The sequence below is a fragment of the Pseudomonas sp. ARP3 genome, assembly GCF_001029595.1.
Classification (GTDB): domain Bacteria; phylum Pseudomonadota; class Gammaproteobacteria; order Pseudomonadales; family Pseudomonadaceae; genus Aquipseudomonas; species Aquipseudomonas rhodesiae.
Window position 1 is genome coordinate 133,388 of record NZ_LEKF01000011.1, and the last position, 12,931, is coordinate 146,318.

The window sequence follows — 12,931 nt, forward strand, 5'->3', positions numbered from 1 at the left end:
CTGGCTCACCAAGATGGAAGCCATTCTCAATTGGAACTCTATCGCAAGCGGTTTTTCAGGAAGCGCTCAGGGCTTTAGATAAACAGGCCTTTTCATTCGATTCAGAGACACCGTGCCGTGATCAACGGATTTCGCTGGGCGATACACCGTAGCGTTTGCGAAAGGCGATGGAAAAATGCGCCGGGCTGAATCCCACGCCATAGGCGACGGTAGACACATTGCTTTCCTCGTCGCTGAGCATGCGGTGGGCTTCGTTGAGACGATGTTCGTGCAGGTAGCCGAACACGCTGGTACCGAACACTTTGCGAAACCCCGCCGTCAGTTTGCGCGGGCTCATGCCCACGTGGCTGGCCAGGGCGTTCAGGCTGGGCGGTTCGAGCAGCGAGCGCACCAGACGGTCCCGGGCGGCGTGTACACGCTCCACATCCGACGAGGTGATGCGCAGCTTATGCTCAGGCTGCCCGCGCTCACCGAGCAGGAACTGCGCGCTCAACGCGGTCAATTCCAGCGCCTTGCCACCCAGGTACAACGAGCGGCTCGGGCCCTGCATCGGGCATGTTGCAATTTGCGTGGCCAGTGCCTGCATCGCGCGCGGAGCCGGGCGCACCATCATGTACGGGTCGCCGCCGCCACTGCTGAGCAGATTGCGCGGGGCCAGGCCGAGGTGGCGGTCGAGGGATTCGAGGTCCAGCTGGACGATGGTGTAGCGCAGTGGTGTGGTGGTGCCGTAGATCTGCGACGAGGTGAACTCGCCATCGTTGACGATGGTGCACAGGCTCGGCCCCTTGATCGACTGCTCGCTGTGCCCGGGGATGCGGCACGACAGCTCGCCACTTTGCACCAGAATCAACTTGAGGCCGCGCTCCAGCGGGTCCTCGACCCAGTTTTCGCTGTCTGACCACAACGTGCCGGTGACCAGGGTCATGTGCGGGTCCAGATAGACCGTTCCGGGTTGGTTGCCCTTGGGTTCGGCCTGCGTCTCTTGTCGACTGGGGGCGATGATCGTAATAGTCATTGGGTTTTCCCTTGATCCTGAGGCCATTACGCGGGGCCTGACCTGAATGAGGAGGAGGCTTTTAAACCTTAAACCTCCCTGTTTATAGCCGCTGTGTATTTCATCTAATGAAAAAGTCACAGGTCCGAAAGCCTTGGCGTTGAGAAGCGCTCGGCGAAGGACAATGATAATAGATCTCATTTAGACGTTTGTAGCCAATTATTTCTACAAATAGGGGATTCCATGTCATTGCACACCTGCGCACCCGATTCAGACAGCGTTGGCGACGCGCCCGGCTGGCCTGCCGCGTTCGCCGAACGCTACCGCCAGGCCGGTTACTGGCAAGACCAGACCTTCGCTCAGGCCCTCGATACGGTCGCCGCGCGCAACCCATCGGCCATCGCGATAACCGACGGCCCCTTGCACCTCAATTACCGCAGCCTGGCAGACCGCTGTCGGCGCCTGGCTGGCGGTTTGCACGCGCAAGGGATCGCAGAGGGCGACAATGTGGTGGTGCACTTGCCCAACGGCACTGCGTTTATCGAAGTGTGCTTTGCGTTGTTCCGCCTGGGCGCCCGGCCGATCCTCGCCCTGCCCGCCCACCGTCAACATGAGATCGGCGGGGTTTGTGGGTTTGCCCAGGCCTCGGCCTACATCGGCTGCGCTCAATTAGAGGGCTTTGATTGCCGCTCGATGGCGCGCCGACTGGCCGCTGCCAACCCGCTGTTGCGCCACGTGGTGATCGACGGCGATGCGCAGGAGTTCACCGTGTTGAGTGAGCTTTACAACAGCGCGCCGCTGGAACGGGACGCCGGTCGCGCCGACGCCGTGGCGTGTTTCCAGCTGTCGGGAGGCACCACCGGCACGCCAAAGTTGATCCCGAGGCGGCACGCCGAATACCTCTATAACGTGCGCGCCAGCAGCGAAGTCTGCAAACTGGATGCGCGCACCGTTTACCTCACCGCGTTGCCCATGGCGCATAACTTCACCCTGTGTTGCCCGGGTGTGATCGGCACCCTGCTGGCCGGTGGGCGCGTGGTGTGTACGCGCCGCTCGGACCCGGAGTCCTGCTTTGCGCTGATCAGCGAGCAGCGGGTCACCGTGACCGCCTTGGTGCCGCCGCTGGCGATGCTCTGGCTGGACGCCCAGGACCAGCGCCAGGCCGACCTGTCCAGCCTGCGCGTGCTGCAAGTGGGCGGTGCGAAATTGCTCAGCAGCGCGGCAGAACGGGTCACGCCGACGCTGGGCTGCACCTTGCAACAAGTGCTGGGCATGGCCGAGGGGTTATTGTGTTTTACCCGCCTGGATGACCGCCCGGATCTGCTGCTGCATACCCAGGGCCGTCCGCTGAGCGCCGATGACGAAGTACGCATTGTCGATGAACAGGGCCAACCGGTACCCGAGGGAGAGGTGGGTGAACTGCAAGTGCGCGGCCCCTACACCATTCGCGGCTACTATCGCCTGCCCGAACACAATGCCCGGGCGTTCACCGCCGATGGATTCTATTGCAGCGGTGATCGGGTCAGGCGCACCGCCGACGGTTACCTGGTGGTCGAAGGTCGTGACAAGGACCAGATCAACCGCGGCGGTGAAAAAGTCGCTGCCGAAGAAGTGGAAAACCTGCTGATCGGCCATCCCCAGGTACACGACGCCGCACTGGTGGCGATGCCGGATGCTGTGCTCGGCGAATCCACCTGTGCCTTTATCGTCGCGCGTGACCCGGCGCCCTCGGCCTTCGCACTCAAGCATTACCTGCGCGGCCACGGCCTGGCGGCGTTCAAGGTGCCGGATCGTATCGAGTTCGTCGCACACTTCCCGCACACCGGCGTGGGCAAAGTCAGCCGCAAGGACCTGCGCGAGCGCCTTCGCCAGGCCTGGCTGCAGAGTGCCGCTTCGTGAGCCTGCACGACAAACGCTGGGTACGCGCTTATCGACTCACGCCCATGCCACGCTGGCGATGGGTGTGTTTCGCGCATGCCGGGGGCAGTGCGAGTTTCTTCCGCGACTGGGTCCACGCCCTGCCCGCCGACATCGACCTCTTGGCCATCCAATACCCGGGCCGCGAAGACCGTTTCAGCGAGCCGTGCCTGACCGACATGCAGCGCCTCGCCGACGGTGCCGCGCACGCGTTGTCGTGTTACGCCGACCGGCCGCTGGTGTTGTTCGGCCATAGCCTGGGCGCGGTGGTGGCGTATGAAGTGGCGACGCGCCTGGAACAACGGGCAATCGCCGTCGACCATCTGTTCGTGTCCGCCCACCCGGCGCCGCAGCGCCAACGCGGCGGGCAGTTGCACCTGGGCCCCGACGCGGCCTTGCTGGACGATGTGCGGCGCCTGGCCGAGCGCCCCAATGCGTTGCTGGAGAACCCGGCCCTGTGCGAATTGTTCCTGCCCGGCTTGCGCAACGATTACCGCATCGTTGAAACCTACACCTGCGCACAACCGCGGCCACTCAAGAGCCACATCGGGGTGTTCTACCCCGAGCAAGACCCGGAAATCGAGCTTGATGAAGCCATGGCCTGGCAAGCCGCCAGCCACCGGCCACTGCACCTGCAGCGCTGGCAAGGCGGACATTTTTACCTGGTCGAACAGCGCCAGGCACTCATCGACGCCATCGTCGCGACGCTGTCGACCCCATCGCCCTCCTTGAAGGAAACCTGTCAATGAAAACCCCCGACGCCTGTGATGGCCTGCAGGACATTCGTCACGCCATCGATTCACTGGACCACCAGATCATCGACCTCATGCGCCAACGCATGGCTTACGTCAAAGCCGCCGCGCGCTTCAAGCCGACCGAAAGCAGCATCGCCGCGCCCGAACGCGTTGCCCAGATGCTCCCGCAACGCCGCGAGTGGGCCGAGCAGGCCGGGCTGGACCCGCACTTCGTCGAAACCCTGTTTGCCCAGATCATCCATTGGTACATCGGCCAGCAAGTGTTGCACTGGCGCGCGATGAGAACGCTGGCATGAAGGCCTTTGCACAGTTGCACGCCCATGCCGAGGGGATGACCGAGGTGTTCGAGCACGCCCAGCGGCGTGCCGTCGAACAAGGTGAGCCGGTGTTGGCCAGTTACTCGATGAGGATCGCCCCGCTGGACTTGCTGGCACTGTTTGGCAGCGTCGACCAACCTGGCGCCGAGTGCCTGTTCTGGCGGGCGCCGGAAGACGATAAAAGCCTGTTCGGCTGGGGGGTGGCGGCGGAACTGAGCAGTGCGGGCCCTCAGCGTTTTGCCTCGGTCGATGCGCAATGGCGACACTGGCTGCAAAGCGCGGTGATACACGGCCCGCTGGCGCCTTCGGTGTGCGGCGGCTTTCGGTTCGATCATCAGGTCAAGGCCAGCCCTGCCTGGCAGGGTTTTGGCGATGCGTCCCTGTGGCTGATGACGCTATTGCTGGTGCGCGACGGTGCAGACTGTTGGCTGGTGTGCCAACAGCGCGTCGCGCCCAGCGATGCGGCACGTTGCTGTTGCGAGCACGTACTGAAGGAGTGGAACACGCTGATGGATCGCTACGTCAGCGGCGCGCCTCCGACGGCTGCACGGCAGCACACCCGCGACCAGAGCCTGCCGCGGGCCTGCTGGGAAAGCAAAGTCGCGCATGCCCTGGACGTGTTGCGCGACACCGCGTTGAACAAGGTGGTGCTGGCGCGGGAAGTGGTCAGCGAGTTTTCCCGGCCTATCAGTCCCGGGCGCACCTTGGCTGCCCTGGCAATCAATGACCCCACGGCGTACTTGTTCGCGTTTCGACGCCACCACGCGTGTTTTATCGGCGCCTCCCCAGAGCGCCTGGTCAAGCTGCACAACGGTCACCTGCAAACCCTGGCGCTGGCGGGCACAGCCCGGCGCGATCCCTGCCCGGAGCAGGATGCGCAACTGGCGCAAACGCTGCTCGGCTGCCAGAAGAACCAGCATGAGCATGCCGTGGTGGTGCAGATCATTCAGCGTGACCTGGCGCCCTGGGTACGGCCGTTGCACGTTCCCCCTGCGCCGCACATCAAGCGGCTCAGCCGCGTGCAGCACTTGGCGACGCTGATCGAAGGCGCACTGCGCCCGCAGAGCAGTTTGCTGGACATGGTCGCAGTCCTGCACCCGACGCCCGCCGTCGGCGGCCATGAACGCGGCCAGGCGCTGGAGCATATTCGCCAATTCGAGGGCTTTGACCGTGGCTGGTACGCGGCGCCGTTAGGCTGGCTGGATGCCCACGGCAACGGCGAATTCATCGTCGGTTTGCGCAGCGCCTTGCTCAACGACAACCAAGCCCGTCTATTTGCCGGCTGTGGCATCGTCGAACACTCCGACCCTGCCAGCGAATACGACGAAACCTGCATCAAATTGGCGGGCATGCGCGCCGCGTTGCAGGTATAACCCGCTGCCCGATGCTTGAATCAAGGCCGGCGCAGGCCTACCCTGCACACGGAAAATTCACCCTCTGAGTCAGGAAGACCTTACATGTGGGATGGCAACGTTACCTTTGGTGATTCATGGGCCGGCTACATTGGCCGCGCGGATCAGAACACTGCCCACTCCCATGTTGCCATTCAGCTGTGCATCGGCGTACACCAGCCCGTCACCCTGGAGCTGCCAGGCCAGTCGATCCGCGCGGCCGGCGTGATCATCGGGCCCAATGTCGAGCACCGCGCCGTGCCCGAAATTCATCCGGTGGCCTTTGTCTACGTCAACCCGGATACCCCGTTGGGGCGTGCGCTCAACGCGTTGCTGCAAGACAATGGCATCGCCCTGGCCAGTGACGAACTGCTCGAGTGCTTTCGCCACTCCAGCTCCCTGTCTCAGTTTGTGGAAGCGCTGGGGCGCTTGTTGGCGATTACGTCGCCCATCGACCAACGCCTCTACAAGGCCTTGAACATTCTGCGCCTGGACCGCGACGGTCCGGGCTCCGTCAGCCGCGCCGCGAGTGCGGTCGGCCTGTCCAGCCCGCGCTTGCGCTATGTCGCCACGCACCAGATGGGCGTGTCGCTGTCCCAATGGATCATCTGGAACAAACTCGAGCGCGCGTCCAAATCCCTCGCTGACGGTTCCACCTTGTCGGATGCCGCCGCCGATGGCGGCTTTTCCGACCAGGCGCACTTGGCCCGCATCATGCGCCGCATGATTGGCATGACGCCCCGCACCGCTGCCAGGGTTTTGCGAAAGACAAGCGTTTCGTTCAAGACGCATTGATATCAAAAAGCCAATATCGATCGCATCTTATTCGCGAAAACGATAAGCGCTGATTGCCGGCCTCACACAGCACCTCAGCGCTACCGACAGTGAATGCAAGAGTGTTCGCCAGGGGTATCCGTGCCCGGGATTTGGCGGAACGCACCGTTAATTCTTTCGATGAGTCCGCAGGAAGCGTCCTACATGTCAGAACAGCAAAAATTAACCGTCCTTCTCACGGGGGGCTCAGGCGTACTCGGTGAATCACTGATCGACTGCCTGGCAGAGGACTTTGACCTGGTATGCCTGGCGCGTAAAAGCCGCATTTGCCACCCGCGAGTGGAGGTGCTCAAGGGCGATATATGCAGCCCGCGACTGGGGCTGGACGTCAGCGATTATGAAGCGCTGCTCAAGCGTGTCGATTGGGTGATCCACGCCGCAGCGGTGACCCGCATGGATGGCGATATCGACCAGATTTTTTCGGTGAACTACCTCGGCACCGAAAACGTCGTGAACTTTGTCCAGCAAGCGAACGTGCCGCTTTACCACATCAGCACCGCCTTCACCCATCCGTGCGACTACTACGAAGGCGTGCAAGCAGAAACGCCTTACGAAGTCGCCAAGCGCCAGGCTGAAACGCTGGTGCGCTCAGCGGGTATCGATGTTTCGATCTTTCGTCCCTCCATCATCATCGGCGACTCGGACAGCGGGCACATGCCCAACTTCCAGGGGTTTCATATGACCATGGGGCTGATGATGTCCGGCGTGCTGCCTATCGTGCCCTGCCCGCCTGCCGGGTATATCGACTTGATCGCCCGTGACGTGGCGGCGCGGGCGATTGCCAACGCGTTGCGCCAGCGCCTGATCGGCGCAGACTACTTTCTCACCAGTGGCCCGCAGGCGCTTGATCTCAACGGCCTGTTGGACCTGATGTGCCAATCCATGGAAGCCCAGGCCCAAGCCTTCACCCGGCCGCGCTGCATGGCGCCGGATATTTATGAGCGGCTGATCCGCCCAGTGTTCCTCCCGGCACTGACCGGCAATATCCAGGCCGCGCTGGGCCGCGCCAACCAGCTGTGTCGCTATGCCTGCCTGCGTACACCGCTGCCCACGTCACTCCCTGAGTTACTCGGCGAGCCGGCGTTCAGCGCACGGGATGTCAGCCGTGAGTTACTGCTCTCGCTCAACCACTTGGCGCCCAAGCTGGGCGCGTTGACGCGCATGCTCAAGCAGCCGATGCCAACCGTCGCACAGGCGTCAGTCGCATGACCCCGCTTCTTACCGAACCCGCAGCCGACGCCGCACAGGTGGACCAGTACTTCCGCCGGCACGTGAACTCAGGGTATGCGCGCCTCGCGTCGTTGATGAATTTGCCGATCGAACAGTCCAGCCATGGCGTCTATATCTACGACAGCCAAGGCCGCAAGTACCTGGATGCCGGCGGCTATGGCGTATTTTTCCTCGGCCACGGCCACCCGGTGGTGGTGGCGGCCGTCACCCGGCAGCTGCAGCAAAACGCCCTGGCCAGCAAGCTGTTGCTCAACCCGCAACAGGCTTTCGCCGCGCAAGCCCTGGCTGCGCATTGCCCTGGCAACCTGGACTACGTGTTCTTTTGCAACTCAGGTGCCGAGGCCACCGAAGCCGGCCTGAAACTCGCCCGGCTCAACGGCTGTCGCCGCACGCTGTCGACCCTCGGCGGCTTCCACGGCAAGACCCTCGGCGCACTCGCCGTCACTGGCCGCGAAAGCTACCGCGAGCCGTTCAGCGGCCTGCTTAGTGAAAGCACGTTCGTCCCCTTCGGCGACAGCGCCGCGCTGGAACAGCAATTGCGCGCTTCGCCGGACAAGGCCTGTGTGATTCTCGAACCGATCCAGGCCGAAGCGGGTGTGATCCTCGCGCCGCCAGGCTACCTGACACGTGTCCGCGCACTGTGCGACCAATACGGCGCCGTGCTGATCATCGACGAAATCCAGTCCGGCATGGGCCGTACCGGCCATTGGTGGGCATGCGACCAGGAACAGGTGGTGCCCGACATCATGCTGGTGGGCAAAAGCCTGTCCGGTGGCTGCGTGCCGGTCAGTGCCATGGTCGCCAGCGCGGCAATTTACGCGCCGTTCAACCGCAACCCCACGGTGCATACCTCGACCTTCGGCGCCAACCCGCTGGCCATGGCGGCCGTGCAGGCCACGTTGCAAGTGATGGTGCAGGAAGACCTCGTGGAACGTGCCCGGCTGATGGGCCAGGACCTGCGCGCCCGCTTCAGCGCGCTGTTGCAGCAGAGGGGCCTGGCCGAGCGCGTCAAGTTGCGCAGTGCCGGCTTGTTGCTGGGCTTTGAATTCAGCGACGCCTCGGTCGCCGCGAACATGGTCATGGCCCTGATCGAACAGCAAATCATTGTGTGCCACTCGCTCAATGACCACCGGGTCGTCAGGCTCACGCCTTCCCCGCTGCTGACAGCCCAGGATTGCAATCGGTTGATCGAGGGGTTCGCCCACGCGCTGACCACCTCAATACCATCCCTTTGATTGGAGTTTCCCCCATGCAAGAAGTCAACGTACTGGCCCATATCCCCAGTGCCTGCGCTGATGAAGTCTTTGCCGTGATCAGCGACTTCAGCAACTACGTCGAGCTGTGCGAGTCGGTGCGCAATATCACGATTAATAAGGTCAGCGAGCAGGTGTCGTTCACTTCCTGGGTAGTCAATTTCCACAGCGGCATTCTCAAGTGGCAGGAGCGTGACACGTTCAATACCCAGACCCGGGAAATCCACTTCGAGCAAATGAGCGGCGATGTCGATCACTTCTCCGGCACCTGGCAAGTACTGCCGGACGGCAAAGACGCGGTCATCACCTTCGCCTCGCGCTTTGACCTGGGCCTGCCGATGCTCGCCGACATGCTCGACCCCGTGGCCCACAAAGCCATCCGCGACAACATTCACTCGATCATCACCGGTCTGTTCCCGGCGAGTTACTTGAAGGCCTGAACCATGTCCCTTTCACTGTTGAATCGCTCGCGTGCCTTGCTGCACAGCTACGCCCCAGGTTTTGACGAACGCCTGGCGAGCATCGCATTCGCCGAACGCGAAGCGCCGCCTAGCGAAGTCATCGCCCTGTTCAAGCAACAAGGGCCGGTCGGCCTGTTGGTCAACCGTGCCGCGGGCGGGTTGGGCGCGGGCATCCTTGATGCCGTGCATGTGCAGATCGCCCTGGGCGCGCGCTCACCCTCGCTGGCGGTGGCCAGCACCATGCATCAGTTTTCCGTGGCGAGCCTGTTGGCCCTCACCCAGAACGGCGGCGGTGCCGAAGGTTTGTTGTTGGCGGCGGTCGCACAAAAGCGCTTGCTGCTGTCCTCGGGGTTTGCCGAAGGCAACTCGGGTGCCGGCATTCTCGATTCGAACATGCAGGCGCTGCAAACCCCTGAAGGTGTATTGCTCAGTGGCAGCAAAAAGCCCTGCTGCCTCGGGCAGTCGATGGACTTGCTCACCGCCAGCTACACCCGCCAGACCGCCGAGGGCGAAGAGCTGATGGTCGCACTGATTCCGGCGAATGCACCGGGCATCACGCGGTCGCCGTTCTGGCAGAACAGCGCACTGGCCGCCGCCGAGAGCATCGAGGTGCGCCTCAACGAAGTCTTCGTGCCCGAACGCATGTTGTTTTCCGCCGGCTACAAACACCTGTTGGGCGACGTGCAAACCGTCGGTTTCATCTGGTTCGAGCTGTTGATTTGCGCGTCCTACGTGGGGGTCTGCGCCGGTTTGGTCGAGTCTGTGATCGAGGCCGGGCGCTGGACGCCCCATCACCGCGTGGAGCTGGCGGCTCAGCTGCAACTGGCGATCAGTGCCCTGGAAGGCGCGGCGCTGGATATCGAACGCAACCCGCAGGACCTGCCGAACGTGCTGGCCCGCCTGCTGCTGGTGCGCTACGGCATCGAACAACTGCTCACCGAGCTTTCGGACCAGGCCCACGCCATGCTCGGTGGGATGGCGTTTATCACCAGCAACCAGAGTTCGAACTGGTTGATGGCCTGCCGTGGCCTGCAGTTTCACCCGCCGGCGAAGATCTCGATGGCGAGCAACCTCGACACCTACTTGTCCCACTCAACCTTCAGCATCGCCGGAGCGCACCCATGAACCTGCTCGGAAAAATCGTCGTGATCACCGGAACCGCGCGCGGCCTCGGTTACGCGGCGGCCTGCACATTGAAAAAACAGGGCGCCACCGTGATCGGCCTGGACATTCTTGCGCCACAAGAGCCCGGGTTGCTGGATGGGTTTTATCAAGTCGACCTGTGTGACCGAACGGCGCTGGCGCAGGTGATTGGCGCCATCAGCACCGACTTCGGCGACATCGATATCCTGGTGAATAACGCCGGCACCCTGACCCTGGAACGCGGCGAAACCGGCGTCACCGACTTAGTCACCCGCGCGGTGGATGTGAACCTGTTCGCGCCATGGCAACTGGTGGCCGGGTTCCTGCCGGGGTTGCTGCGCAAGCGCGGCAAAGTGGTCAACGTGTCGTCGCTGTTTGCCCTGGTGAACGCGCCTTATGTGGCCGCATACGCTGCCAGCAAACGCGCGCTGAGTGCTTATTCGGACGTGCTGCGCATGCAATATCGCGGGCAGCTCGACGTGGTCACCGTGTACCCGGGCTTTATCGACACCGCCATTCACTTGCCCGCCCAGCGCGTGGGTTTGTCGGTCAAGCGCCTGGTGACGTTCATGTGGGGTGACAGGACCCTGCTGTCTCTCGAAGAGAAACTCGATGCCGCCGCCGATGGCCTGGTTCGCGCCTGCCAAAAAGACGGCCTGCGCAACCGCGGGCTGACCTTTATGGGCACGCTGGCCATGTACACCGCGCGTATCGCACCAAGTGTGGTCGACGCCTTTATCGCCCTGCGCCTGCGCACGCTGACCCGCGGCGGGCACCTCGCGCTCAAACCTGAACTGATCGAGTAACGCGTTGCCAATGGCCAGACAACTCCACAGCAAGCCTCAGGTCCGCCTCGATCGGGCCTTGTTCAAGGCCCGGTCGGGTGAGTCCTTGTTGATCATCGGTTACGCCTTGTGCCTCTTCCTGCTGCCCCTCGCGCTGTTTGTGTGGGTGGCGAACACGGCCACCACCCTGTGGGTGTTGCTGTGCTCGCCCCTTTGGGTGCTGGCCGGGTACGGGTGGTTTCTGCAAGCGATCCTCGGGCATGAAGGTTTCCATTTCAACCTGAGCAGCACGCCTATGCACAGTTGCTACCTGGGCATTTTCACCAGTTCGTTGCTGCCTGGATTCTGCGTGACCGGTTACTTCGTCGACCATTGGCAACACCATCGCTACAGCAACAGCGAACAGGACCCGGACTATCGGCACTTCTCGCGTTATCGGAGCCTGTTTAGCCGCCTTGCGCTGTCACGGTTGATGGCCACCTCGAACTATCTGCAGGCGACGTTGCGCCTGGCTTTCGGCCCGCCGGTCAGCCCATCGCCCTTGCCTTCGCCTTTGAGCGCAGCCCAGGTGCGACGACTGGCGCGTTGCAATATCGCATGCCAGGTCGGCTGGTTGAGTGTCTACGCGGTCGCCCTGTGGCAGATCGCCGGGCTGCTGCTTGGGTTTGCCTTGAGCCTGGCGGTTGCGTTCCTGCTCTCGGCAGTTAATGCCTATCAGGAACATGCCTTCAGCGAGGGCCATGACCAGCCCCCTGCCCGCTCGCGTACGTCGCGCCTGAGCACCTGGCTGCACGCCGGCGCGAACTTTCACCTGGAACATCACTTTTATCCAGCGGTGCCGTGCTGGCGCCTGCCCAAGGTCCACCGCCAACTGCTGGACGCGGGGTGGTATGCAGACCGGCAATACCTGCTGGAGACACGCTTCATACCGTCCTTCAAGTACGCCTCCGGTCGCCATCCTTACCGTGGCGACACGCTGAACGACTGAACGGTCCTTACTTTCCCCATGGATTTTGGCCTGAACCATCAGGCCGCAGGAGCTGCTATGCCTTTTGATATCGACCGCCACATTGAAACCGAACGCGCCCAGTTATTCGGCCACCCGCTTTTCGCCAATATCCGCACCGTTGAAGATGTACGCACACTGATGGAATTTCATGTGTTTGCCGTATGGGACTTCATGACCCTGCTCAAGCGCATCCAGCGCGACCTCACCTGTGTGGAGTTGCCGTGGGTACCGCCAATGCATATCACGGCTGCGCGCTTGATCAATGAAATCGTGGTCGGGGAAGAAACCGACGAACACCCCAATGGCGGCTTTATCAGCCACCTGGATCTGTATCTGACCGCCATGGATGAAATCGGCGCCGACAGCTCGGTATTCCGCCGTTTCCTCGCGGCCATCCAGGCCAAGGAACCGCTGGCCAAGGCCCTCAGCGACCGCGATATCCCATTGGCGGCCAAAGTGTTCATGTGCCAGACGCTCGATGTGGCGCAACACGGCACCACCGAAGCGGTGTTGGCGTACTTCTTCTTTGGCCGTGAAGACATCATCCCCGACATGTTCGGACGCCTGCTGTCGCAATGGTCGGTCAGCGAAACCGAGGTGCCGATGCTCACTTATTACTTGAAGCGCCACATCGAAATGGATGGCGACGATCATGGCCCGGCCGCTAAACGCATCATCGCTGAAATCGTCACCACCCCTGTGCAACACCAGCACATGGTCGAAAGCGCCAAGACCGCGATCAAATCGCGCATCGATTTGTGGGATGGCGTGCATCACTTCCTGCAGCACAAAGCGCAACACTCCACGGACCGCCCTGAGTGCCTAAGCCTCGCATGACCACA

13 protein-coding genes are annotated in these 12,931 nt (G+C 62.5%); 12 read left to right on the plus strand and 1 reads right to left on the minus strand.

The features are described 5' to 3' along the window. Window positions 1–121: 121 nt before the first annotated feature. Complete coding sequence (locus ABX75_RS14910; RefSeq protein WP_047882196.1) at window positions 122–1,015, minus strand: AraC family transcriptional regulator; 894 nt, start codon at window positions 1,013–1,015, stop codon at window positions 122–124. 222 nt (window positions 1,016–1,237) lie between these two features. On the opposite strand from ABX75_RS14910, the gene ABX75_RS14915 reads away from it, so the two are divergent. The 12 genes from ABX75_RS14915 (at window position 1,238) to ABX75_RS14970 (ending at window position 12,926) form a co-directional block, all read left to right on the plus strand. Continuing rightward, the gene (locus ABX75_RS14915; RefSeq protein WP_047882197.1) at window positions 1,238–2,893 is read left to right on the plus strand and encodes a (2,3-dihydroxybenzoyl)adenylate synthase; all 1,656 of its coding nucleotides are present in this window, start codon (window positions 1,238–1,240) and stop codon (window positions 2,891–2,893) included. Continuing rightward, entirely contained in the window at window positions 2,890–3,660 is a 771-nt protein-coding gene (locus ABX75_RS14920) for a thioesterase II family protein (protein ID WP_034097874.1), read from the plus strand. Before ABX75_RS14915 ends, ABX75_RS14920 begins: the two co-directional genes overlap by 4 nt. Then, complete coding sequence (locus ABX75_RS14925) at window positions 3,657–3,962, plus strand: isochorismate lyase (protein WP_017849081.1); 306 nt, start codon at window positions 3,657–3,659, stop codon at window positions 3,960–3,962. Before ABX75_RS14920 ends, ABX75_RS14925 begins: the two co-directional genes overlap by 4 nt. After that, window positions 3,959–5,356, plus strand: a complete 1,398-nt coding sequence (locus ABX75_RS14930) for an isochorismate synthase (protein ID WP_082136165.1) — start codon at window positions 3,959–3,961, stop codon at window positions 5,354–5,356. Before ABX75_RS14925 ends, ABX75_RS14930 begins: the two co-directional genes overlap by 4 nt. A gap of 84 nt (window positions 5,357–5,440) precedes the next feature. Further along, window positions 5,441–6,169, plus strand: a complete 729-nt coding sequence (locus ABX75_RS14935) for an AraC family transcriptional regulator (protein WP_034097871.1) — start codon at window positions 5,441–5,443, stop codon at window positions 6,167–6,169. 183 nt (window positions 6,170–6,352) lie between these two features. Next, entirely contained in the window at window positions 6,353–7,417 is a 1,065-nt protein-coding gene (locus ABX75_RS14940) for an SDR family oxidoreductase (protein WP_047882198.1), read from the plus strand. Next, window positions 7,414–8,673, plus strand: coding sequence for an aspartate aminotransferase family protein (locus ABX75_RS14945; RefSeq protein WP_034097869.1), 1,260 nt, complete (start codon window positions 7,414–7,416; stop codon window positions 8,671–8,673). The genes ABX75_RS14940 and ABX75_RS14945 overlap by 4 nt, the downstream gene beginning before the upstream one ends. A gap of 14 nt (window positions 8,674–8,687) precedes the next feature. Further along, a complete protein-coding gene (locus tag ABX75_RS14950) occupies window positions 8,688–9,131 on the plus strand; it encodes a type II toxin-antitoxin system RatA family toxin (protein ID WP_047882199.1) in 444 nt (147 codons plus the stop codon). A 3-nt stretch (window positions 9,132–9,134) separates the two neighbouring features. Continuing rightward, window positions 9,135–10,277, plus strand: a complete 1,143-nt coding sequence (locus ABX75_RS14955; protein WP_034113710.1) for an acyl-CoA dehydrogenase family protein — start codon at window positions 9,135–9,137, stop codon at window positions 10,275–10,277. Continuing rightward, window positions 10,274–11,101 carry an SDR family oxidoreductase gene (locus ABX75_RS14960; RefSeq protein WP_034097864.1) on the plus strand — a complete coding sequence of 276 codons (828 nt, stop codon included), beginning with the start codon at window positions 10,274–10,276 and terminating at the stop codon, window positions 11,099–11,101. Before ABX75_RS14955 ends, ABX75_RS14960 begins: the two co-directional genes overlap by 4 nt. Before the next feature lie 10 nt (window positions 11,102–11,111). Beyond that, a complete protein-coding gene (locus ABX75_RS14965; protein WP_047882200.1) occupies window positions 11,112–12,068 on the plus strand; it encodes a fatty acid desaturase in 957 nt (318 codons plus the stop codon). A gap of 57 nt (window positions 12,069–12,125) precedes the next feature. Continuing rightward, window positions 12,126–12,926 carry a DUF3050 domain-containing protein gene (locus ABX75_RS14970; protein ID WP_047882201.1) on the plus strand — a complete coding sequence of 267 codons (801 nt, stop codon included), beginning with the start codon at window positions 12,126–12,128 and terminating at the stop codon, window positions 12,924–12,926. Window positions 12,927–12,931 lie beyond the last annotated feature (5 nt).

Excerpts from the sequence above, each read along its gene's own strand:
- ABX75_RS14935 (WP_034097871.1), top strand. The coding sequence starts at position 5,441 with ATGTGGGATGGCAACGTTACCTTTGGTGATTCATGGGCCGGCTACATT.
- ABX75_RS14910 (WP_047882196.1), bottom strand. The coding sequence starts at position 1,015 with ATGACTATTACGATCATCGCCCCCAGTCGACAAGAGACGCAGGCCGAA.
- ABX75_RS14930 (WP_082136165.1), top strand. The coding sequence starts at position 3,959 with ATGAAGGCCTTTGCACAGTTGCACGCCCATGCCGAGGGGATGACCGAG.
- ABX75_RS14960 (WP_034097864.1), top strand. The coding sequence starts at position 10,274 with ATGAACCTGCTCGGAAAAATCGTCGTGATCACCGGAACCGCGCGCGGC.
- ABX75_RS14925 (WP_017849081.1), top strand. The coding sequence starts at position 3,657 with ATGAAAACCCCCGACGCCTGTGATGGCCTGCAGGACATTCGTCACGCC.
- ABX75_RS14945 (WP_034097869.1), top strand. The coding sequence starts at position 7,414 with ATGACCCCGCTTCTTACCGAACCCGCAGCCGACGCCGCACAGGTGGAC.
- ABX75_RS14950 (WP_047882199.1), top strand. The coding sequence starts at position 8,688 with ATGCAAGAAGTCAACGTACTGGCCCATATCCCCAGTGCCTGCGCTGAT.
- ABX75_RS14970 (WP_047882201.1), top strand. The coding sequence starts at position 12,126 with ATGCCTTTTGATATCGACCGCCACATTGAAACCGAACGCGCCCAGTTA.
- ABX75_RS14965 (WP_047882200.1), top strand. The coding sequence starts at position 11,112 with ATGGCCAGACAACTCCACAGCAAGCCTCAGGTCCGCCTCGATCGGGCC.
- ABX75_RS14915 (WP_047882197.1), top strand. The coding sequence starts at position 1,238 with ATGTCATTGCACACCTGCGCACCCGATTCAGACAGCGTTGGCGACGCG.
- ABX75_RS14940 (WP_047882198.1), top strand. The coding sequence starts at position 6,353 with ATGTCAGAACAGCAAAAATTAACCGTCCTTCTCACGGGGGGCTCAGGC.
- ABX75_RS14955 (WP_034113710.1), top strand. The coding sequence starts at position 9,135 with ATGTCCCTTTCACTGTTGAATCGCTCGCGTGCCTTGCTGCACAGCTAC.